This window comes from Rhizobium sp. BR 314, from assembly GCF_047445805.1.
Classification (GTDB): domain Bacteria; phylum Pseudomonadota; class Alphaproteobacteria; order Rhizobiales; family Rhizobiaceae; genus Rhizobium; species Rhizobium lusitanum_B.
The window spans coordinates 12256-35296 of sequence record NZ_JARWLA010000050.1 but is presented as its reverse complement, the minus strand read 5'-3'; the positions used below and the strand labels follow the sequence as shown (position 1 = coordinate 35296).

21 protein-coding genes are annotated in these 23041 nt (G+C 58.9%); 1 reads left to right on the top strand and 20 read right to left on the bottom strand.

All coding sequences use genetic code 11. From position 1 onward, the window contains the following. Both QD461_RS33480 and QD461_RS33475 read right to left on the bottom strand, forming a co-directional pair. Nucleotides 1-1149: sugar ABC transporter ATP-binding protein (locus tag QD461_RS33480; RefSeq protein ID WP_414091291.1), on the bottom strand; the 1149-nt coding region annotated here is incomplete at its 3' end. 55 nt (nt 1150-1204) lie between these two features. Beyond that, entirely contained in the window at nt 1205-2293 is a 1089-nt protein-coding gene (locus QD461_RS33475; protein ID WP_004129668.1) for an ABC transporter substrate-binding protein, read from the bottom strand. A gap of 661 nt (nt 2294-2954) precedes the next feature. On the opposite strand from QD461_RS33475, the gene QD461_RS33470 reads away from it, so the two are divergent. Beyond that, nucleotides 2955-4061: an NAD(P)-dependent alcohol dehydrogenase gene (locus tag QD461_RS33470; RefSeq protein ID WP_004129670.1), complete on the top strand. Its 1107-nt coding sequence runs from the start codon at nt 2955-2957 to the stop codon at nt 4059-4061. Nucleotides 4062-4827: 766 nt separating this feature from the next. Here the strand turns inward: QD461_RS33470 and QD461_RS33465 are convergent. From QD461_RS33465 to QD461_RS33380, 18 genes are all read right to left on the bottom strand, one after another. Continuing rightward, the gene (locus QD461_RS33465; protein ID WP_015341893.1) at nt 4828-6315 is read right to left on the bottom strand and encodes an NAD-dependent succinate-semialdehyde dehydrogenase; all 1488 of its coding nucleotides are present in this window, start codon (nt 6313-6315) and stop codon (nt 4828-4830) included. A 23-nt stretch (nt 6316-6338) separates the two neighbouring features. Then, the gene (locus QD461_RS33460; protein WP_004129685.1) at nt 6339-7358 is read right to left on the bottom strand and encodes an ABC transporter permease; all 1020 of its coding nucleotides are present in this window, start codon (nt 7356-7358) and stop codon (nt 6339-6341) included. 12 nt (nt 7359-7370) lie between these two features. Further along, nucleotides 7371-8345, bottom strand: a complete 975-nt coding sequence (locus QD461_RS33455; protein ID WP_015341892.1) for an ABC transporter permease — start codon at nt 8343-8345, stop codon at nt 7371-7373. Further along, complete coding sequence (locus QD461_RS33450) at nt 8342-9895, bottom strand: sugar ABC transporter ATP-binding protein (RefSeq protein WP_028753490.1); 1554 nt, start codon at nt 9893-9895, stop codon at nt 8342-8344. Before QD461_RS33450 ends, QD461_RS33455 begins: the two co-directional genes overlap by 4 nt. Before the next feature lie 90 nt (nt 9896-9985). Then, on the bottom strand, nt 9986-11152 hold the full coding sequence (locus QD461_RS33445; RefSeq protein ID WP_028753491.1) for an ABC transporter substrate-binding protein: 1167 nt from the start codon (nt 11150-11152) through the stop codon (nt 9986-9988). Between the two features lie 25 nt (nt 11153-11177). Beyond that, nucleotides 11178-12074 carry an alpha/beta fold hydrolase gene (locus QD461_RS33440; protein ID WP_004129697.1) on the bottom strand — a complete coding sequence of 299 codons (897 nt, stop codon included), beginning with the start codon at nt 12072-12074 and terminating at the stop codon, nt 11178-11180. Beyond that, a complete protein-coding gene (locus tag QD461_RS33435; RefSeq protein WP_028753492.1) occupies nt 12071-12454 on the bottom strand; it encodes a hypothetical protein in 384 nt (127 codons plus the stop codon). Before QD461_RS33435 ends, QD461_RS33440 begins: the two co-directional genes overlap by 4 nt. Before the next feature lie 79 nt (nt 12455-12533). Beyond that, entirely contained in the window at nt 12534-12962 is a 429-nt protein-coding gene (locus QD461_RS33430) for a carboxymuconolactone decarboxylase family protein (RefSeq protein WP_004129705.1), read from the bottom strand. Between the two features lie 91 nt (nt 12963-13053). After that, nucleotides 13054-13941 (bottom strand): NAD(P)-dependent oxidoreductase, encoded by an 888-nt coding sequence (locus tag QD461_RS33425; protein ID WP_028753493.1) that lies wholly within the window; start codon nt 13939-13941, stop codon nt 13054-13056. An 88-nt stretch (nt 13942-14029) separates the two neighbouring features. Continuing rightward, nucleotides 14030-14713, bottom strand: a complete 684-nt coding sequence (locus QD461_RS33420) for a GntR family transcriptional regulator (protein WP_015341888.1) — start codon at nt 14711-14713, stop codon at nt 14030-14032. Between the two features lie 423 nt (nt 14714-15136). Continuing rightward, nucleotides 15137-16054, bottom strand: coding sequence for a LysR substrate-binding domain-containing protein (locus QD461_RS33415; RefSeq protein ID WP_013984691.1), 918 nt, complete (start codon nt 16052-16054; stop codon nt 15137-15139). Between the two features lie 43 nt (nt 16055-16097). Then, the gene (locus tag QD461_RS33410) at nt 16098-17714 is read right to left on the bottom strand and encodes a ribulokinase (RefSeq protein WP_028753494.1); all 1617 of its coding nucleotides are present in this window, start codon (nt 17712-17714) and stop codon (nt 16098-16100) included. Nucleotides 17715-17721: 7 nt separating this feature from the next. Next, nucleotides 17722-18426 carry an L-ribulose-5-phosphate 4-epimerase AraD gene (gene araD / locus QD461_RS33405; protein WP_028753495.1) on the bottom strand — a complete coding sequence of 235 codons (705 nt, stop codon included), beginning with the start codon at nt 18424-18426 and terminating at the stop codon, nt 17722-17724. Between the two features lie 10 nt (nt 18427-18436). Beyond that, nucleotides 18437-19411: an ABC transporter permease gene (locus tag QD461_RS33400; RefSeq protein WP_028753496.1), complete on the bottom strand. Its 975-nt coding sequence runs from the start codon at nt 19409-19411 to the stop codon at nt 18437-18439. Beyond that, nucleotides 19404-20939, bottom strand: a complete 1536-nt coding sequence (locus QD461_RS33395; protein WP_028753497.1) for a sugar ABC transporter ATP-binding protein — start codon at nt 20937-20939, stop codon at nt 19404-19406. Before QD461_RS33395 ends, QD461_RS33400 begins: the two co-directional genes overlap by 8 nt. A gap of 59 nt (nt 20940-20998) precedes the next feature. Beyond that, a complete protein-coding gene (locus tag QD461_RS33390) occupies nt 20999-22069 on the bottom strand; it encodes a sugar ABC transporter substrate-binding protein (protein WP_414091290.1) in 1071 nt (356 codons plus the stop codon). Between the two features lie 92 nt (nt 22070-22161). Continuing rightward, nucleotides 22162-22566, bottom strand: coding sequence for a cupin domain-containing protein (locus QD461_RS33385; protein WP_028753499.1), 405 nt, complete (start codon nt 22564-22566; stop codon nt 22162-22164). After that, on the bottom strand, nt 22566-23033 hold the full coding sequence (locus QD461_RS33380; RefSeq protein ID WP_028753500.1) for a cupin domain-containing protein: 468 nt from the start codon (nt 23031-23033) through the stop codon (nt 22566-22568). Before QD461_RS33380 ends, QD461_RS33385 begins: the two co-directional genes overlap by 1 nt. Nucleotides 23034-23041 lie beyond the last annotated feature (8 nt).

Below are 23041 nucleotides of genomic sequence, written 5' to 3'. Positions count from 1 at the left end.
CTTTATGACATCGTGAACCCTGGAGATGGAACGCCATGCAACGCTCGCCATGTTCCGGTTCAATTGCTTGCCAAGTGCGATGTTGTCGTAGATCGGAAGCCGAAGAAACAGGCCTTCCTGCTTGCGGTCTTCAGGAATGAAACCAATGCCCGCTGAGATGGCACTCGAAAAGCCTGAGGATACGTTCACATCGATCATGCTGTCGTCGCGGCGACGCTGGACGCTCGCAGCTGCGGCGGGTTCGACCCCGACGACCGCACGCATGATTTCACGCTGCCCCTGGCCCTCCAGCCCGGCGAGCCCGATGATCTCGCCCGTGCGTACGGAAAAACCGACTGGCGGGCCATGGTCATTGAGACGAAGCCCTGCCACGACGAGCATCGGCGATCCAATGGCCTGTGCCCTCGGCGGAAAGAAACTCTGAAGTTCGCGTCCAACCATGGTTGCCACGAGCGTTTGGAGATTAAAGTCTTCTGCCCTGGCTGTCTTTACCCAAGCCCCGTCCTTCATGACGGTGATGGTGTCGCACAGTTCGAACACCTCGTTCATCCGATGCGAGATGTAGACGACAGCCTTGTTTTGCGCCTTCAGATCGCGGATGACCTTGAAGAGATGAGCGACGTCCGTTGAGTTTAGTGCCGCGGTCGGTTCATCGAAAATGAAGACATCGGCATTGGATGTCAGGCCTTTGGCGATTTCCACTGCCTGCTGCTGGGCAACCGTCAGCGTTTCCACAATCGCCGTCGCGTCCAGTTGAGGGAAAACGTCGGCAAGCAGCTTGCGGGATCGCTCGACGACCTCGGCGGTGTCTATCGACCCATCGGCACGCCGCGGTTCGTGTCCAAGAAACATGTTTTCGGCGACCGTGAGATTGGGGATCAGGGTGAACTCCTGAAACACTGTCGACACCCCGGCGAGACGCGCTTCCTTGGGGGACCGGAAGGTCACCTCTTCTCCTCGCAGACGGATGCGTCCAGCGGTCTGTTGATAGACGCCGGCCAGAATTCGCATCAGCGTGGATTTTCCCGCCCCGTTCTCGCCCATCAACGCGTGGACGGAGCCGCGTTCAAGCGAAAATTGAACATTCGACAGGACTTTGGTCGCACCAAAGGACTTGTTGATGCTGACCATCTCGACAAGCATACTCATGAACACTTCCATCTGCGAGGGTGAAGAGGGCGCGCTTGTCCGCGCCCTCAATGCGTCAGGCCTTGAAGTACTCGAGGAGCTTCTCATTCGGCATTTCTGTCGGGGCCCAGTAAGCGTCCGTGAGATCGGAGCGGTAAAACTGTGCAAGATTTTCGTCGACGATCGGCTTGGGCCGGTTGGTCCAGTTGCGCTGGATCGGCTTGCCTTCGAGAAGCGCGAAGGACGCACGCAGGGCTGCCGTCGAAAGAGCCGGAGGGCAAATGGGCCCGATCGAAGAGAGCTTTTCATCATTCCAACGACGCATCCATCCGTTCAGGGCTTCTCCCGTGATCGGTGGAATGGTGGAAGCCCCGGCTTCCTGCAGCGCGTCCAGGACCCCGAGCGACATATTTGCGCCGTCAGTCCAGACCCCGGCGACATCGGGATCAGAGAGATAGAGGCTTTCGGCGATCTTCTTTGAGTCCTCGTAGGACCAGCTGCCGTGCTGGGTTGAGGTGATTTGGAGACCGGACTTGCTGAAGACTTCCATCGCCCCGGCGTAACGATCAGCATCGATCGGATGCCCGGCGACGCCGCGCAGCACCCACACTTTTCCCTTGTTGCCTAGTTTGTCGACCAGGAACTGAGCCATCACCCGACCGAAGTAGAAGTCGTCGCCCTGGACCTGCACCGTGAAATCCTCGGTGTCGACGCGACCGAGATAGACGACCGTCGGAATGCCGGCGGCCTTTGCCTTCCTGATGCCTTCCACGGCCGAGCCTGTTGTAAGCGGCGCAATGATGATTGCATCGACTTTTTGTGCGATCAGATCTTCGATGTCGGCGACCTGTTTTGAGGCGTTGAGGTCGGCGCTTCGGAATTGATAGTCTGCGACACGGGCCTTGTTCCTGCTAATCTCGTATTCGGCTTCGAACGCGGTCTGATAGGTGTGCGTTGAACCGGCCAGGCCATAGTGGCTGTGACCGATCTTCCAGGGACCTGCCTTGGCGAACTTACCAGCTTCGACGACGGGGTTTTCCCCTTCGGACGGCCAAGTGTCGGGCAGCAGGGCGATAGTATCGTCTGCCCGCAGGATGCCCGGTATTCCGAACGCGCCCGCTGCAATCAAGGCACTGCCCGTCTGCAGGAATGTACGTCTTTTCATCAGAATTCTCCTCCTCTTGCCACCCAACGCGGCCATTTTGTCTGCGACCTGGAGCGCCGTTATCTTCCAGCCATCGCCGAATTCTCCCCAAACGGCAGATCGCATCATTATGAATAAGCAGACAATCTGTCAATAAAGTATCTTGAATTTCGGATTTTCGACGTGTCGTCTGTGTTATCACGCTGATTTAGTTGTTCTTTTATTGCGGCTCGGTTCGATATAGCAATAAGACAAAGCAACCGTCCGTCACCTCACCCCACGAGCGCGCAACAGGGAACACAGCAGACCGCGCCTCGCCGGCGAGGTTCATGAAAAGGAAGTTTGGCGCCATTATCGCTACCATTGCCCGGAAAATGAGGCTGCGAGGCGCAGGAAATACGGGCGCTACCGTCAGCCGGAGCGTTCGATGAACGTCACGTCAGACTCAGTCAATCTGTCAAGCAAATTCCAGTTCAGCCAACAATTCGGGCCAAGATCTAGATCGGCCGCATACCCTGAGGAAGCAATTGATATTACATCGCTTTGTTTCTTTACATGTCCGTGTAGCGCGTTGGCATTGGCCTCAGCGAGCATTTTCGTTCACTGAAGATAATTGACTGATTGTCTGCTAACGCCTACAAGTGTCACCCACCGGCCGAGCGCGCACTTAAGGAGTCATTTTATGAAAGAAGCATACGCTGCAATTTCGCGCGAAAAGGCAAAGCCTCTTGTTCTGGAGTGCATCGGGATCGATCAACCTCGCCCCGACGAAATCCTCGTCCGGATCGTGGCGAGCGGTGTCTGCCACACCGACATGGTTGTTCGCGACCAAGGATATGACGTACCGCAGCCCGTGGTTCTCGGCCATGAAGGCTCCGGCGTCGTGGAAGTGGTCGGGGCCGATGTAAAAGGGCTTTCGCCCGGTGACCACGTGGCTCTAAGCTACGCATATTGCGGGAAATGCGAAAAGTGCCGGGGAGGCACGCCTTATTATTGTGAAGACTTTTTCGGCAGAAATTTCCGTGGCACCCGGCCGGATGGCAGTTGCCCGCTACATGATTCACACGGTACCCAGATCAGCGGGTGCTTCTTCGAGCAGTCTTCTTTCGCCACCTACGCCATCGCCAGCGAGCGCAATGCGGTCAAGGTTTCCAAAGATGTTCCGCTCGAACTCATGGGACCGCTGGGCTGCGGGCTGCAAACGGGCGCCGGAGCGGTTCTCAACTGCCTCAAGCCCCAACCGGGATCTTCCATTGCAGTGTTCGGCGCGGGTGCGGTCGGCATGGCAGCCGTAATGGCGGCGAAGATCGCCGGATGCTCGACCATCATCGTGATCGACCTTAACGATGAACGTCTCGAACTGGCGATTGAACTGGGTGCAACCCACATCATAAACGCCCGCAATGGGGATAGCGTCAAGGCAATCAGGGAAATCATTCCCGAAGGCGCAGACTTCAGTCTCGAATGCACGAGCTCGCCGAAGGTGTTTCGCCAAGCGGTCGATTGCCTCGGCACCCCAGGAACCTGTGGACTGGTCGGATCGTCCGCGCTCGGAACGGAAGGGATCGTCGATATCGGCAACTTTCTGTTCGGCCGTACGCTCGTCGGTGTGGTCGAAGGCCAGAGCATTCCCTCCAAATTCATACCCGAGCTCATCGAATACTGGCAGCAGGGACGGTTCCCGTTCGACAAGCTCGTCCAGTTCTACGATCTCAACCAGATCAACGAGGCAATGGCCGATTCCGAGAGCGGCAAGGTCATCAAGCCGATCCTGCGCATGAAGCACTAAGCTCCCGTCACGAACATTGTCCAGAAGTCAGCCTCCCAAGGCAACGTCCGGCGGGGCCGTGGTCGTCACGGTCTCGCCCGGACACTCTGGAACGCAGGTGTGAGGCGCAACACCGTTTCATCATTGCAACGCGACCAAGTCGCGGTAACGATAGTGAGCTCTTCCAGGTCAAAATATTAGTCTGCGACGGCGCAGTTTCTCGGCGATCTGTGACCGCCGCATCAGGGCCTTGCGGCAGTTGACGGCCGCAAGCCATTGCAGAATCTGCAAATGTGAAGTGAGGTTCAACTGATGCTGCCCTTGAGTCATAAGAGCACTGGGGCGGGCAGGCACGAGCGTCCCGACACGTGCGCCTTGCGTCAACGTGCCACCAGGAAAATGCCAGACAACCGGTGATGATCTTGCCAGCGAGTGGCCGGTGGCGCGCTGTCCTCGTCCCGTCGAAAAATACCTACGAAACTATCGAGATGGGTCATCAGACGTTGCGTCAACGCGAGCCTTAAGCAGACAGACCCAGCACAAAGGTGAGTCTAGCGCCTGCCTCTCTCCGCACGTTCCGACGTTCCATTGCCGTTCTGCCCTCGACGTTCGCCTGGGCAGCGTGATCGGCCGGGTCCTGCTCGCGGTCGACCGCCTCTTTTTGAAGGCTGTCGGCGCGGTCTTGACCAAGAGTTTCCCCGCCTACTGCAGAATGTGTCATCGGGCCTCCGTGACCAGCTAAAACATTGCGGGTGGCGAGCCTTAAGACGCGCCACCAACCGTTGGACTACGACTGTATGCCGCCCATGCAGACGTATTTCATCGAAAGGAAGTCATCCATGCCGTATTTCGAGCCCTCGCGGCCGAACCCCGACTGCTTGACGCCGCCGAACGGTGCGACCTCCGTCGAGATCAGGCCGGTGTTGACGCCGACCATCCCGTACTCCAGGGCCTCCGTAACCTTCCAGACATTTCGAAGGTCGTTGGCGTAGAAGTAGGCAGCGAGACCGAACTCGGTGTCGTTGGCCAGTTCAATGACCTCGTCTGTCGTTTCGAACCTGAAGACCGGGGCGAGCGGCGCAAAGGTCTCCTCTCGTGCGACCTTCATTTCCTTTGTGGCTTCCGAGAGAAGCGTCGGCTGGACGAAGGTGCCACCACGCTCGTCCCTTGCGCCGCCGACAACGACCTTCGCACCCTTACCGACAGCGTCATCGATGTGGCTGTAGAGCTTCGCTACTGCATCCTCGTTGATCAGCGGACCGATGGTGGCTCCATCCTCGAACCCGTCAAGGACCTTGAGCGCGGAAACCCGCGCCGCCAGTTTTTCTATGAAGCGGTCGTAAACCCCGCTCTGGACGTAGAGACGGTTGGCGCAAACGCAGGTCTGGCCGGCATTGCGGAACTTGGACAGCATCGCTCCTTCCACGGCCTCGTCGAGGTCGGCATCGTCGAAGACGATGAAGGGAGCGTTGCCGCCGAGTTCGAGGCTGAGCTTCATGATCTTTTGTGCGCCCTGCGCCATCAGGATGCGCCCGACCTCGGTAGACCCTGTGAAGGTCAGCTTCTTGACGACGGGGTTCGAGCAGACTTCTTCACCGAACATCCGGGCGTTGTCTGTCGGCAGGACGCTGAACAGGCCGCCGGGTATTCCCGCACGCTCAGCGAGGATGGCAAGAGCAAGGGCCGACAATGGGGTTTCGGCGGCCGGCTTGAAGATGATGGCGCAGCCGGATGCCAGCGCCGGGGCGATCTTGCGGCAGACCATGGCGGAAGGAAAGTTCCAGGGCGCGATGGCCGCCACCACGCCGACGGGCTGTTTGATGACTATTAGGCGCTTGTCGGCCTGATGCCCCGGAATGGTGTCCCCGTAAACACGCTTGGCTTCTTCCCCGAACCATTCAATGTAGGAAGCGCCGTAGGCGATCTCGCCGCGTGCCTCGGCCAGAGGCTTGCCCATCTCGGACGTCAGGATGATCGCGAGGTCCTCGGTGTTGGCCGTGACGAGGTCGAAGAACTTCCGCATGACGCCGGCACGTTCCTTGCCCGATCGTGCGGCCCACTTTTTCTGGGCGAGTTTGGCGACGTCGATGGCTTCGCGGACGTCCTGGAGTCCTGCGCTCGGGAGACTCGCAATCACGTCCCCAGTCGAGGGATTGTGGACCTGGATCGTCTTGCCGCTCGCGCCCTCTTTTCGCCAGTCGCCTCCTACCAGCATTTCCTCGCGTACCAGGGAGGGGTCTTTCAGGCGATCCAGTAGAGCGGTGGAGATAGCCATTGATATTCCTTTCGATGCAACGTTCAAATCTGATTACGGATGTGTGGTGAGCGGGCGTAGATCGCGACCATGGGGACGATCAGCAGCCCTACGACGGCCTGTTGTGCCGGGAAACTGAGCCCCAGGCCGACGAGAAGCGAGGTCAGGACAGTAAGCACGAGGACGCCGAGGACGGTCGCTCCATACCCGCCGGCACCACCTAGAAGAGATGTTCCGCCGATAACGACCGCCGCCACGGTGGTGAACAGATAGGGATCACCGACCCCGACGAAACCGCCGCCGGAGAAACCGAGGAGCAGCATTCCGGTGAGTGCCGACATCGCCCCGCTGACGCTGTGGATCACTGTCCAGATCTTGAATTCCGAGATTCCGAGGCGGGCGGCGGCCGTGCGGCTCCCGCCAACAGCATAGAGGCTCCGGCCAAACCAGGTGTTGTGCATTATCCAGCCCAGGGCGACGGCGATGAAAGCCCATATGACGATAACCGGTGGAAACGGCAGACCGAAGAACTTGCCGTTGAACGCCGAAAGGTTGCGAAGCCATCCGGGGACGGGCGCAAAGACGGTACCGCCGAACTGCGATCCGAGCGAGGTGTAGATCTGGACCGCCCCGACGGCCGCGAAACCCAGGCCGAGCGACATGATCAGCGCCTGACCCTGCAGCCGGAAGCTGAGGGCGCCGTTGCAAGCCCCGACCAAAGTGCCAAGGACGAGCACGACGATCATGGCGACGGGCGCCGGAAGACCCGCCACCATGAGGCTTGGAAGCAGGATATTGGCGCCACCGATGATGTATGGGATGGAAAGATCCAGCGCTCCAACGAGCGCGCAGAGCGTCTGCCCGACAGACGCCAGCCCCAGGAAGGCGGCGAGCAGGAGGATCGATCGCGCGTTCTGCGGCGACACGAAGCCCGGCACGAGCAGCGCTCCAAGAATGAGCAGACATGCAAGGAGACAAAAGCCGATCGAAATACTCTTGTGCTTGCGCAAAGGGCTGGCGCCACGGGCCGCGCCGATTTCTGTGTTCAAGACAGTGGAGATCATTTCCTTACTCCCTCACGCGACAGTGCGGCGGCTGATGACGAAGACGTTCACGAGAAGTGATCCAACGAGGATCAGGCCAAAGGCCATTTGCGTAACGAAGCCCGAAACCGTACCGAAGTTGAAAGTGGACAGAAGATACGAGATGAGGAACATGTTGATCGCGCCGAGCGTCGAGCCGAGCGCACCGCCGCGCCCCCCGGAGAGACTGGCGCCGCCAAGGACCAGCGCCGTGACCGCTTGCAGCGTGTAGGTGCTGCCCTGGGTCGGGTCGCCGGATGAGATCAGCGCGGTGTAGCTCAATGCGGCGAGCCCGGCAAAAACGCCGCCGACCATATGGGCGATGATGCGCACGACGTCGACCTGCACACCACTGGTATAGGCCATCCGCTCGTCAGCGCCTGTCATCCGCAGGTTGCGGTAAAACATCGTGCCCCTCAGGACGCCCCAGATTGCGAAAGCGCCGAGCAGAAGCAACAGGACAGGCGAAAATACGCTCGTTCCCGCGCCCCAGCTTAGCATCCAGTCTGGAGCGACACCGCCGGGACGCGACATGACCATCAGGTTGACGCCCGACAGAACGAGGAAACCGGAGAGCGTGACGATGATGGGCGCGACGCGCACGTAGATGATCACGAGCGCTTGCACCAACTGGAACGCCGCTCCCAATCCCACCGCCCAGGCAATGATGGCCACAGGGTGCGTGATGCCGTTGCCGACCAGCCACGTAATGAGCGTGACGTTGACGAAGCCCATCAGCGGTCCGACGGAAAGGTCCACGGCTCCGCGGCCCGCCATGACGATCGGTGTTATCGCGAGCGCGGTGAGGATCAGCGGCGTTGCAACCAGAATGGCTCCGGCCAGACCATTGTTCGTGAACAGACCTTGGCCACGGAAGGCGACGGCGCAAAGGAGGACAAGGAAAAGCCCGGCCGGAACGTACAGCGAGCGGTCCTGCGTGACTTGACGGAAAGCGGTTGCAGACATCATGCGGTCCTTTCCAGATCGAAATCAACGGAAGCGTCCCGGGCTTTCCCGAACATAGCGGCGAGGATTGGTGCCTCGGCGATTTCCTCGCCGGTCAGGGATCGAAACAACGTTCCCCCGAAGAACACGTCGACGCGATCGGCAAACCCGATGAACTCCTCGATCTCAGTCGACAGGTAGATGACACTGCCGCCTTTTTCAGCAAACAGGCGGAGTTCGCGGTAGAGGTCGCGCTTGGTGCCGAGATCGACGCCGCGGGCGGGGTCATTCAGGAGGATGACTTGGGGATCGTTTGCGAAGGCGCGCCCGATGAGCACCTTCTGTTGGTTGCCACCCGACAGTGAGGTGATCCTGTTCGACGGGCTGCCGATCTTGATGCGCAGACGATCCACTTCGCGCTTGAACATCGGTTTCAGCGTGGGCTTGCGGATCACACCCAGGGGGCCGAGCTTCTTCCTGTAGACACCGATGGCGAGATTTTCGAAGATGCTTTGTTGCGGGAAAATACCCTCGCGCTTGCGGTCCCCGGAGACGTAGGAAACACCGAGGTTTGCAGCATCGTCGAGCGATCGCAGCGGGACCATCTTGTCCGTATCCACCGAGCGGACCTTCACCTCGCCACCGAACGGCTGGATGATGCCCGCCAAGGCGCGGATAAAAGCGTCCTGCCCCTGCCCATCAAGCCCGGCCACGCCGACGATGCTCCCCTTGGGAAGGTCGAAATCGAACAGGCGCGCCGACCGGTGCGCGGCGAGACCAGTCGCAGTTAGTATTAGAGGGGCCGAGAGCGGCTTCTTTCGGGAGGCGTATTCTGTCGCATCGCTGGCGCGCCGATCTGCCGGCGTCATCATGGACAGCAGGTTTTCCTCGGTGATCTCGTCCTTTCCGAGCGTACCGACAGTTATCCCATCACGCAGGATCGTCGCACGGTCGGCGATACGCACGAGTTCGGCGATCCGGTGGGTGACGATGAGGATCGTCGCGCCCTCGGCACGAAGGCGGTCGATTTCCGCATGGAGCCGGAGGGTCGAGTCGAGGTCGAGCGCGGCCGAAGATTCGTCGAGAATCAGCACCTGCGGCTTGCGAAGGATAGCCCGGGCGATGACGATCCACTGTTTGATGCTGAGTGGGAGGCTGCCTGCCAGCTGATCGAGGTCTACGGATTTTCCGACGAGCCGCGCCACGATTTCAGCCGCTTCTGTCCGCCGATCGCCGGTCGACTGCGAACGAAAGACACCGTCACGACCGACATAGAGGTTCTCGAACACGCTGGCCTCGTCGGCAACCAGTACTTCCTGGAAGATGGTGGTCAGGCCGACCCGCTTGGCGTCGACGGGCGAGGCAACCTTTTCACCCAGGATCGTGACCTTGCCTGCGTCCGGGTGCAAAACGCCCGACATGATCTTGGCCATCGTGCTCTTGCCGCTGCCGTTCTCGCCGACGATGGCGTGCACCTCTCCGGCGCGGGCCTCGAAGTCGCACTTCTTGAGTGCCCTCGTCTCCCCGAACGCCTTGGCGACATCTATCATTCTGACTGTTATCTCGCTGTCCATCGCAGACCTCCCACCCGCAACGTCCGCCAAGGCGGCTTTTACGATCATCCAAGGTCCCGCCCGGCGGTTAAGCCACCGGGCGGATCCGGCTTACTGGGCTACCGGCTTCCAGGGATCGGCAGGACGCTCGAAGTACTGGTCGGCAATCGCACTTGGGAACCATCCGTCCGCCTTCGGTTCGACGAAATCAGTCGAGTTCAAATCGCAATCCTCGGGGATCGCGGCGCGAACGTCATCGATTGTGAACGGCAGGACTGGGCGCAGGAAGGACTGCACCTTTGGCCCCTGCCCTTCGAGCGTGCGAAGCATGATCTCCCACATCTGCTGCATCTCGCGGCGCGGCGGCCAGATATGGAAGCCGGCATCGATCCATTCCGGATTCTGGCGCCAGTAACATGCCGCCGAAGCCTCGCCGCCCAGCGTAATCGGCACCATGTCGCGGCCCGACTGGAGCATGGCGTTCAACACGCCGTTCTCCTGCGCGCCCTGTGTCAGAATACCGTCAATCTGGATGGGGTTCGTCGCCAAAAATTTCTGCACCTCGACCTGTGCTACCTGGTCGGTCCACTTGCCAGCCACTTCGCCGACAATCTTGATGTCGGGATACTTTGCCAGCGCGTCTTTGGCGGCCTTGTCGAAGCTGTCGGATGAGGCGAAGCCAGGGATGCCCGACACGAGAAGCACGTTGCCTTTCTTGCCGATCTTGTCTGCGAGCCAGATCGCCATCTCGCCGCCGCCCTGCGCGTGATTGGCAGCGCCGTTGATCGCGTAAGGCGACGTCACGTATCCCGARAACGAGAAGACAGGAACGCCTGCCTTATAGGCGTACTCGATCGTCTGATTGAGAGCGGTGACGTTCGAGCAGCAGATGATGATGGCATCAACACCATCATCAACCATCTGGCGCATCTGCTGAATCTGGACGGCGTCCTTGAGGTCGGACTGAGTGACCACGACTTCAGATACGAGCCCCGCTTTTTTGGAGCGCGGCAAGAGGTCATTCATGACGGCATCGAGGGCCGCTGCGCGCCACGTATTGCCGGCATAGCTACTGGCGTAGCCGATCTTCCAGGGCGGTCCCTTCTTCGGTTTGAAGTCCTTGTAGGCACTCGCTCCGAGCGGAACCTGCGGGTCGACGACCTCGTAGATTTTCTTCTCGTTGGCGGGGAGCTGGTCGACGCCGTCAGCCCAGGCCGTGGTCGTCAGGGCGCTGACCGCGATCAGCGCCCCCATGGTTCCGGTTAAACTCCGTCTCATTGGATGCTCCTCCCAAGAGATTGTTTCAGGCGACTTTCGCCCTGGTTGCGGATGCCTGCCGGATTTCCTCGAGGATCGGCAGCAGGTATTTTCTGAACTCGGTGTAGTCTTCGGTGACCGGGAAATGACCGAGCTTCTCCATCGTCCAGAACTTGCTGCCCTTGACGAGATCGGCGGCGATCTTGGTGTCGGCCGGGGAGGTATTCGGATCGTATTCGCCCGTCAGGAAGTACAGCATGCACTTCGACGTATCGATCTTGCTCGCCTCTTCGGGTGAGACATTGTGGTCGTAGTAGTAGTAATAGAGGTCACCTGCGAAGACGCCCGGACCGCCGCAGCTATATTCCCACTGGATTTCGCGGACATTGGCTTCTGGTGAGTAGGGCGAGATATTGAGCATCATGGCCGCGCCGATGGAGGTGCGGTTCACGTTTGGGTTGTCGAATTCTTTCCTAATGCCTGCCATGCCGACATCGACATATTCGGCAGCCGAGCGCAGTGCCCCTTCGACGGAGATAGTAGCGCGGAAGTTGTCGGGGTAATTCGACGCCAGATCGATAGCAAGATGTCCGCCCATCGAGCTACCCATATAAACGGGGCGGTCCAGACCAAGGGCCTTAGAGAGTTCCAGTTGGAAATCCATCATGAACTTCTTGGTCATGTTGTACTCTTTCTCCCACCAGCGAACGCCGTGTGGAGGAAGAGACTTCCCGTGATAGGGCAAGTCGAACGCGATAACGCGGAAGTTCTTGGTCACGTCTTCGTCGCAGAGCGTGTGGCGGTACTGGCGGCCGTCGGAGCCCGCCGTGTGACCGACAAGCAAGGGAATGCCCTCTCCGGCTTCCTCGTAATAGACGCGATATTCGATGCCTTCGATCGTCAGGTAGACGTAACGGCCCGTGATTGGATCATGTCTGGTCATGCTGCTACTCCTTCCGGGCGGGCTTCGCGCATCAGGCTCGTCATGCGATTGAGCGCAGGGAGATACGCGAAGGTTTCGTTATTGTTGCTAAGGAACAGACCGTGTTTGATGTTTGACGACTGCAGGCACTGATAAAACGGCCGCGGCTTCTTCTGGAGAAGCGCGTCCCACTGTTCACCCGTGCCCCGGATGACGATCTTGCACTTCTCGTCGTCGTAGGCGGCTTCTTCGACCTTCACCATCTTGCCGTCTTCGAAGTGGAGTGCGACGCTGCGGCTCGGAAAATCGCATTTGATAATGCCGTTGAGATAACGGGTTTCGCGCTTGAACTCGAAGTCCTCCAGCGCCAGTTTTTTGAACTTCTCGAGATCGATGGCCAAGTTCGGCTCCTCCCTGGTTAAAACGGCGCGGCCGATCCACGCCTTTCAAAATTTTCCGCCACGCCCAGCGGCGGCGGCTTCAGATGCCCATTTCGTTGAAGACCTCCTGGGCGTTTCGGAAGCTGTCGATGCCCGCCGGTACGCCGGCGTAGATCGCGACCTGCAGGAAAATCTCCTGGATTTCCTCCTTGGTGAGGCCGTTGTTGATCGCGCCGCGCACGTGGCCCTTGAGCTCATGCGGACGATTGAGGACAGAGATCATGCCAAGGTTCAGAATGGACCGCGCGCGCCTGTCGAGGCCTGGTCGATTCCAGATCTCGTTCCAGCAATACTCAGTGACGAGCTGCTGCATAGGCCAGGTGAAGTCGGTCGCCTTACCGAGTGCTGCGTCGACATAGGCATCGCCCATGACTTCACGACGCGTCGCCAGCCCTTGAGCGAACTGTTTCGAAGGGACAGGCCGCTCCTTGCCGTGTGTTTTCACTTTCGTTTCTTTCGTGGCGGTCATTCGACAACGCTCCTAGCTTTACTGTCTACGACAAGATCAACTGATTATCAGACAATCTGTCTGTTTCGCCCGAGTTCGCGAGTTTCCGAGGCTAATTGTGATCTTCGACGTATCGGATAATACGGGTGTGGTCCTCGGATGGGCCTAGCGCCTTCTGTGCAGCATCCCAGGCGTCTGCCGTGCTGGCGAGAGCATCGAGGCGAAGACCAAGCGTCTTGGCGAGATCGGCGGCGATGCGGATATCCTTGGCCATCAGGCCAATGGCAAATCCCGACCCGAACGTCTCAGAGAGGATGAACTGCTTCATCTTCACTTCGGTGGCGTTGTTCTTTCCAGACGACGAGTTGAGAATATCGACGATCGTCGCCGGCTCCAGGCCGAAGGCGCGTCCAAGAAGGACACCCTCGATCGCCGCCAGCACACCTGCACCGGATACGAAGTTGTTAATCGCTTTCATCGCGTGACCCGAGCCAACTGGCCCCGTCCGGAACACCTGTTGTCCCACTGCCTTCAGCAGCGGCTCGGCCTCCTCGATATCAGCATCCTCCCCACCGGCCATGATTGTCAAGGTGCCAGAAACGGCGCGCTTGACGCCTCCGGAGACCGGGGCGTCAACCAGCCGAAGGCCACGAGAAGCAAGTTCGAGACCGAGTTCCCTTGTGTCGTTTGGAGCAGACGAACTCATGTCTATGACGACGGCATTCTGCTTCAGGCCGCCACAGGCGTTTTCGCCCAGCAGCGCCTCGCGCACGATCTTGCCGTTCGGAAGCATGGTGATCACGAAACTGGCCCCGACCATGGCGTCAGAAATCGTTTCGGCGGCTCGCCCGCCCGCATCAGCGAGCTTTATCCTGGCATCTTTCGAGAGGTCGAAACCGACGACATCGAAGCCCGCCGAAATGAGATGTTGAGCCATAGGTTGGCCCATCGCGCCCAGCCCTATAAAGGCCACGCGCGTTGCGTTGAGTGTCGATGACATTTTTTCCTCCGGACGCGTGCGAGCAATGAAACCCGCCTTCCTTCAGAGAGGATTAAAAAGATTATCAGACAATCTGTCAATCGAAATTTTAAGTTTCTGGCGCTGCGTTCTTCCGGAGGTATTCAAGTGCGACCTTGGCAGCCTGGTCGATATGGAATTTGCAGGCCGCCGCCGCCAACGGCCCGTTGCGATTCTGGATTGCGTTCGCAATATCCCTAATTTCGGCAATGCTGTGCGCAAGCCGTCCCGGTTGCGTCATGGTTGTCATTCGAAGGAGATTTATCCGATTATGCAGAGCTGTCAGCATTTGCCTTACGAACACGTTTTTGCTGCCGTCCATCAAACAGTTGTAAAACGCGTTTTTCGCATCTATGAGGCGCGCACCGACGCCACTTTCGGCAGCGGCTTCGAATTCGACCACCGCGGCTAGAAGTGTCGCTATGTCGGCGGCAGTGCCATGCTCAGCGAACTGCTGGCCCGCGAATCCTTCAAGAAGAGCCCGAACGGTATAGAGTTGCTGCGCTTCCTCGTAGGTGATCGTACTGACGACCGGTCCCTTATGGGGATAGCTTGTGATAATGCCTTCAGCTTCGAGCTGTCGCATTGCCTCGCGAACCGAGGTCCTGCCGACGCCCAGCATTTCGCAAAGTTCTCGCTCTACCAGTCGCTGGCCGGGCTTAAATCGCCCACTGGCTATCGCCTGACGGAGAGTCTCCTCAACTTTTACGCGCAACGTCGCACTTTGTCTGGATATCTGTAGGTCCGTCTGCATCGCCCGCCAACACCTGAAATCGGCTCACGCCGCGCTAAATCATTCTCTACATATGGAGGCATTCGCTCTTAATATCAATCCAGATTGTCTGAGAGCTGCGAGCCTCAATTGATCTCTTCGCGACAGCTTTGCCTGCTCGTCGTGTCTGACAGCCATAGACTTGCGGGCTCTTAAGTCGCGGATAGCGCCGCCCGGAGCGCGATCTGACACGGTCCTACAGCTATGGCCTTGAAGTCGTCAGCGCATAGACTGGTGAGAAGGACAGAAGACGGCGCATATCGTGCTCGGTGGCCGCTCGCCTCGCAATCGCAAAAACTTCAAAAAATCTCGAGGCATGGCTAAGAGAAGGTTGGGCATCACGCATATTGCTGTCTCGGCGTTTTAAAGAACGCCGGACGATCTTGCTGCCCGTCAGAGGTTCGATCAGCCTCGCGCCCGCATTTCAGCCGAGGCAGTGTCTTCCAGCCATACGTTTTCCAGCCATTGCTTGAACGCGTTGACCTTTTCTGATCTGAGCCGCGAGCGGACATATGTGAGCGTGTGGCAACGAAGGTTGGGGCCTGTCATCCCGAACGGAAGGACGAGGTTACCTCTTTCCACATCCCGTTCAAGAAGCCGGTAGCTCTCCAGGCACACGCCGCGTCCTTCGACAGCGGTCGCGATCGCCATAAACGCATCGCGAAATCGAGCGCCGCGATTGACGTCAATCGCCAAGCCGTGGTCCTTCGCCCATTGTTGCCAGCTGTAAAGCGTCTGCTCCGACTTGATCAAGGTGTGGCCCACCAGATCCGATGGCTTGCGTATGGGCCGCTCGCCATTCGCCACCTCGGGAGAGCAGGCTACGACGATTGTCTCAAGGGGGAACTCCTCCGCCGCGATAGAGCCCAGTCGAGGAGCGCTGCCGTAGCAGATATCGACATCGACCGAGCCATCGGACAATTTTGCAGGATCCGATGTAGACAGAAGCCTGATTTCGATCGAGGGATACAATTCTTCGAACCGAGGCAATCTTGGCATAAGCCATAGCGAAGCCAGACTTGAAGCACAGCCGACGCTCAGGACGTCGACGCTGTTGCGCCGGCACACCTCATCGGTCGCCTGCTCAATCATCGAAAGCGCTTCTGAAAGATCACGGTGGTATCGCTCGCCAATCTCGGTGAGCGACACGTTCCTTCCAATGCGGTGAAAGAGTTTTTCCCCAAGGTCGTCTTCCATCAGCCTGATTTGGTGGCTGATCGCCGAGGGAGTAAGCTGCAGCTGGGCAGCAGCCTCGAGAAATGAACCCTTTCTGCCGGCTGCGACGAACGACTGTATTGCACGAATGGATGGAAGTGACGTCATCACGTTCTCGATCCATAGACATCTGATCTAAGAGCACAGCGGGTCATAGCAATGCTACCTTGCGCGCGGCACGGTGGCCAAACTCGGACCGAATACTCTCACCTGCAGCAATCCGCTTGATGTCTCCGAGAACTTGCGAGAAGTCTGCGAGGCTCGAGGTGCCAAAGCCCATATAGACCTGCTTGAACAGCTGATAGAGGGTCTCATAACGTCCGCGCGTGCTCGGATCAGGCTCAAACTTTCTGTAGCCCACGCACATGGCTGCCTGAGCGCTCTCGATTGATCCATGATCTTTGGATGCAAGAGCGGCGAATATTCCCGAACCGAGACCGGTCGGAATACCGTCGGGGACCAATATGGGCTTGCCTATAACATTGGCGTAGATCTGGTTGAGGATGTCGTTCCTTTGCGGGATACCTCCCCCATTAATGACGCGGTTGACTGGAACGCCGTGCTGCTCCATCCGCTCCAGGACAACCCGTGTGTGGAAAGCCGTACCTTCAATCGCGGCATACAGTTCGTCCTGCGCTGTATGGCCGAGATGCCAGCCAAGCGTCATTCCACCAAGGTCGGAGCGGACGAGAACCGTCCGGTCCCCGTTGTCCCAGGGGAGACGCATCAGACCGGTCTTTCCGCCTTCGATGCTTTCCAGGCCTTCAGCGAGCCTGGACACCGTCGTGCCGGCACGTCGTGCTATTGCGTCGAACAGGTCGCCTGTCGCAGACAGGCCTGCCTCAACTCCCACAAGGTCTGGATGTGCACTCCCTGGGACGACGCCGCAAACACCGGGGATTAGCTTCACACGTTCACTAACGGCAATGATACAGGTCGACGTACCGATCACATTGACGACGTCCCCCAGACGGCAGCCAGCGCCAATTGCATCCCAATGGGCATCAAACGCACCCGTGGGAACTGGTATCCCCGCGGTCAGGCCGAGTCGTTCGCCCCAGTATGTGCTGAGCCCACCTGCGATCGAAGCAGAGGTCTGATATGTTCCGCCAATCTTCTCGCGCACGCCGTCGAAAAGCGGATCGACGCGGGACAAGAAAGCCTGCGAGGGCAAGCCACCCCATTTCGGGTTCCACATCCACTTGTGTCCCATGGCGCAGACGCTGCGCACCATGCGAGCCGTGTCGGTCACTCCGGTGAGGACCGCGGCTGCCATGTCGCAATGTTCCACGGCGGTCCCAAAGCGCTCGCGCTGGTCGGGGTTGTGGCGCATCCAGTGGAGAAGCTTGGCAAAGCCCCACTCGTGGGAATAGGTTCCGCCGCACCATTCAATTGCTTCAATGTGCATGTCGTGCGCCATCGCCGTTATCTCTTCGGCTTCCGCTTTGGCGCGGTGGTCACACCAGAGGTAGTAGTCCCCCAAAGGCTGCATATTTTTGTCGACAGGCAACACCGAGGACCCCGTCGTGTCGACCGCAATCGCACGGATCTCCTTGGAATCTACGCCGCATTCGTCCATCACTCGATGCATCGCCAGCACAAGCGCTTCCATATGATCTACGTGGGACTGCGTTGCCAGGTCGGGATCGGAACGACGCCGCTCGAGAGGATATTCCGCGACGCAGGTTCCAAGGGAACCCTTCTCGGAATCAGCTAGCGTTACCCGCACGCTCAAGGTTCCGAAATCAACTCCTGCTACAATCGACATGATAATCCTACTTGGAACTGTCTGGCTGGCCGTAGGTCGCCGACTGGCCGTGCTTGCGTTGATAGTGGAGGTCCAGCAAAGCGTCGGAAATTTCTGGATCGTCCTGGTTCAGTTGCCGGGCGTGGAAGGCAATCTTGGCGACAGCCTCGAGCATCTCCGCGTTATGAACGGCGTCGGCTGCGTCCTTGCCCCAGGAGAAGGGGCCGTGATCGTTAACCAGGGCTGCGGGGACGGAGAGCGGCGCATTGTTTCCGAGTGCCTCGACGATGACCTTGCCCGTGTTGCGGACGTAACCGTCTATGATTTCGTCGTCGCGCAGCTTGCGAGTAACGGGGATCGTTCCGTTGAAATAGTCGGCATGGGTCGTTCCCATGGCAGGGATACCCCGGCCGGATTGGGCCCACACCGTCGCGAAGAACGAGTGCGTGTGGACCACGGCACCGATAGACTTGAAGCTTTTGTAGAGTTCCAGGTGCGTATCGAGATCAGACGATGGTCGCAGCGTGCCCTCTAAGATATTGCCATCGAGGTCGGTTACAACGATATCTGCGACCTGCATTGCCTTATAGGAAACGCCACTCGGTTTGATGGCGACAACACCCTTTGCGCGGTCGATAGCGCTGACGTTACCGAACGTCGAGATGACGAGACCGCGGTCGTAGAGCGCGGCATTTGCGTCAAGAACGGACTTGCGGAGCTCGATATATTTCATTATCGCCTCCTCAGGCCTTTTGACGGCGACTGAAACGATCGGCTGCCACGGCGATCAGTATGATCGTGCCGATGACGACTTGGTGCCAGAAGGTGTTCACGTTGAGCAGGTTGAGCGCGTTGCGGACGACCGCCATCAAAACGGCACCCACGGCAGTTCCAAACAGAGTGGCGCGTCCGCCAGACAAACCCGTTCCGCCGATTACGACGGCAGCTATGACATCCAGCTCGTACCCCTGGCCGGCTTCAGGCATGGCGGCTTCAAGGCGCGAGGTGAGCAGAATGCCCGCGAAGGCCGAGAGGACCCCGACCAGCACGTAAACGGCGATCTTGACCTTGTCCGTGGGGATGCCGACCAGCCGGGCAGCGTCCGGATTGCTGCCGATCGAGAGAACGAAACGGCCGAAACGCGTGTAATAGAGAAGGTAGAAGGCGATCGCGAAGACGATGGCGGTCAGAATGACCGGAACAGGAACACCGCCGGCATAGCTCTGGCCGATCATTCGGAAGGCGGGGTCGGAGGCTCCGACGATCGGAATACCCTGAGTGTAGACCATCACGATACCGCGGCTGATGACCATGATGGCCATTGTGGCGATAAAGTCCGTGATCCCGACCTTGGTGATCAGGATTCCGTTCACCAGTCCGATCACCGCACCGACCGCAATCCCGCCTGCGCATGCCAGAGGAACGGGATAGCCAAGCACAATCAGGTTTGCGGTCACAAGACCGCTCAGCGCGAGTGTCGAACCGACGGAGAGGTCGATGCCCCGCATCCCGATCACAAAGGTCGCTCCAAACGCGATCACGGCAATGGGGACCGCCTGACGAAGAACGTCAGTCAAGTTGCCAAAGGTGAAAAACCGCGGAGCGGCAAAGCCGAGCGCCACCAGAAGAACGACGAAGGCCAGATAAACGCCGGCATTGCCGCCGTTGAGTGCGAGCGTAAGGGGCGAGCGCGGGCGTGTAGCTGCAATATCAGCCATGGGTACCTCCCTGAAGATGATGGCCTTGCGGCGGCCTTACCGAATGAAGAGCGAGTGTTTCTTCCTTGGAGGTCGCAGCATCGACGACCGCCGAGATTCGTCCTTCGAACATGACCGCGACCCGGTGACACAATCCAAGCAGTTCCGCGTTGTCGGCGGACACCACGATGACAGCACAGCCGTCTTTCGCGGCAGCCTGGATGAGGGTGTAGACCTCGGCCTTGGCACGCACGTCGACGCCACGCGTTGGCTCCTCAAGCATGAGCACCTTTGGCTGGGTGAGCAGCCAGCGAGCAAGCATGACTTTTTGCTGGTTACCGCCGCTCAGCGATGTGATGTCGGCACCGGGGCCGTCGCATTTCACGCCGAGCTTGGCGATGTAGCCGGAGGCAATCTCGCGCTCCTTTTTCGGCATCAACGTGATTTTGCCGAGCGTTCGAAGGTTGGCGATAGAGAGGTTCCAGCCGACATTGTGTTGTGGAAAAATCCCCTCGGTTTTACGTTCGGCGGGCAAGAAGGCGACGTGTTGACGAATAGCGTCCGTCGGGTCCGAAATCGCCGCTTGCTTTCCGTCGATCAGAATCGAGCCGGTCTCATGCGGGATCTGCCCGAAGATCGCCCGCAGGAGCGCGCTCTTGCCTGATCCTTCGAGACCCGTGACGCCGAGGATTTCACCCTGGGCTACCGAGAAGGTGATGTCTTCGAAGACACCCCTTTTCGTCAAACCGCGAACGTCCAACGAGGGTTCGGACCTTGCCGGGACGCGGGGAGGAAACTGTTTTGCGAGAGAGCCGCCGATCATCGCACTGACGACCTTGTCTACGTCGAGCTCCGATACGGGCAGGTCTGCGACCGCGCTGCCATCGCGCAAGACCAACGCGCGGCTGACGATGCCGAGGAGTTCCTGGATCCGGTGAGATACATATATGAGAGCTTTACCGGCCTGCTGAAGCTTCTTGATGATGGCGAACAGCTGTTTGCGTTCGACCTCCTCGAGCGCTTCGGTCGGCTCGTCCATGATGATGATGTCGGCGTTGCTGCTAATGGCTTTGGCGATCTCGATCATCTGCCGATGCGAGAGGCTAAGCTCTCGAACTGGCCTGTCGAGAGGTACGTCCACGCCTAACTCGCCCTTCAGGATACGCGAGGCGGCTGCCCGCATGGCCGAATGGTCAAGCGGTGATGCACTTGCACGCCCGTGGCGCAGCTCCCTGCCCGCGAATATGTTTTCGGCGGCGTCAAAGTCCGGAAACAGGCTCAGCTCCTGGTAGATGATCGCGATGCCGGCCCTGGACCCGTCTTTGGGATTGTTCAGATCGACCACCTTACCTCTGACAGAAATGGTGCCTTCGTCGCGTGCATATGCACCAGAGAGGATTTTCATGAGCGTCGACTTGCCTGCGCCGTTCTCGCCGACCAGGCCGAGAACCTCGCCGGGATTGAGTACGAGCTCGATGCCATTAAGCGCCTTCGTGTTGCCGAAGCGTTTGGCAATGCCTTTCATCTCGAGCAGCGGAGCGTTTGTCATTCAGGTCGCCCTTTTTGAGTGGGCGGCCCCGCGCGAGGCGGGGCCGCGTACTGTCACATCTACTTCTGCTGGACGTAGACGTAGTCGTTCTGATCGAAGGTCTTGATGTTCTTCGCATCGTAGGTTTTGGGCGCCACGAAGATCTTCTTCGGCAGGGCGGTGCCCTTCATCACGAACTCATCCACCGCTCGAATGATGTTGCGACCTTCTTCCTTGGCCCCGGTGTCGACCGTTGCTGCAAAGTCGCCGGTGAGGATCGCGTCGTTGGCTTCCTTCATATTTTCGTAGCCGACGATTGCCACCTTGCCGTTCAGCCCCTTAGCCTTGAGAGCCTGCAGACCGCCAAGGGCCATCTCGTCGTAGAGCGCGACGAGGACTTCGATATCGGGGTTGGCGGTGAACATGTTTTCAGTCACCGACAGGCCTTGGGCACGCACCCAGCCAGCCGGCTGCTGAGCGACGATTTTGAAGTTGGGGTGCTTCGAGATGACCTCGTTGAAACCCTTCATGCGCTGGCTCGTATGCGGACCGGGCAGGCCCTCCAGGATCCCGAGCTTGACTTCCTTGTCGCCATAGGTGTCAACCAGCCATTGCGCCTGCGCACGACCACCGTCACTCTGGTCGTAGCCGATATCGCTGACATAATATGGGTTATCCGCGACGGGTGAATTGAAGAGGAAGATCGGAATGCCCGCCTCGGTGGCGCGCCGGATGGAGGGCAGCAACGCGCCTTCGTTGTATAAGGCAACGGCGATCGCATCCACACCGTCGTTAATCCAGGCTTCCATGGTCCTGATCTGGTCGTCCGTGGCAGACTGGCTGCTCGGAGCTTGCACGAAAAGCTGGATAGTGCCGTCGCCACCGCGCTTGTCGATTTCTTCTTTCACGCCAGCCAGAACACGCTGATAGTAGGTGTCCATCGCCGTCGGCAGGAAGCCGACCTTGAGCGGGCGGTTATCCTTCTTAGCGGGTTTGACTTCCTGGCCTGTGGGCTTGATGTCCTTGTCCATCAAGATGCCAGGAAACACCTTCGAATAATCCAACTGCTGTGCAGGCGCTGGGCTGAAGGAAAGCGAAGCGGTGAGCCCGAGAGCAGCGCCGAAGATTAACGTCCGTCTGAAAATTGTCACATGATCCTCCCTGGTGGTGACAAGACAAAGTTTTCCCAACCGCGGAACGGGTCCGCGGCGAAGCTTGGCAATCTGAGATTCAAATCTTCGGCTTACAGTCCCGGTGCGATCGTGAAGACCATCCGGATTGGGTTGGAGCCGTAGTTTAGGCACTGGTAGCTGATGCCGCCGGGCAGGAAGAAAGACTCGCCGTCACGGATGTGAAAGGTTTCGTCGGTATCCGCCAAATAGAAGGTCGCGGGGCCTTGCAGGACGTAGAAGACTGCGTCCCCTTCATGGCTGTCGGGCTCGCTCGCGCGCGGTCCAACGCCACCCACAGGGATAGTCAGTTCTCCGACGTGCATGTAATCGTTGCTGACGCAGAACTGGATAAGAACGGGATGATCGCGGCCGGAGACCATGTTCAGACGATCGCTTTTAGCGACCTTCACCAGGTCGCCCCTCTTGCGCGCCTGTGCGCCGTCTACCGGATAGGTTCCGAGTTTCTCAAGGCTCATCACGCTCTCCCTTCGTGCTTATAGAGGCGCGTCGGCCCGTCATAACCGGTCGGAGGGCCATTCTCGTCCCAGATACGCGGTGCGATGCAAAACAGGATAACTGCAGCCTTGTCGCTAAAGTTATAGCCGCGATGCGGAGCGCCCTTGGGGATAAGCACCGCGTCACCGGGTCCGAGCTCTTCGGTCTGCCCGGTTCCGGGGTTTAGGAGATGTACAACACCTTCGAGGACATAGTACACCTCGTCACCCGCGTGAATGTCGGCCGGGTCGAAGTTGCTTCCCGGCGCGAGCTGATAGATGCCAGTGGTCTGCTGGTCCGTGCTGGCGAGCAGGTAGTTGAGGTCGCTCGAATACGGCTTCGTCCCCGTATAGATGAACATCTTGTAGCTATCGCGCGTCAGATGGACCGGCTTCTTTTCGCTAGGCGGATGTGGGAAATTGCCGAAGTAGCTTGGCAGTTTTGGCATTTTAGTAC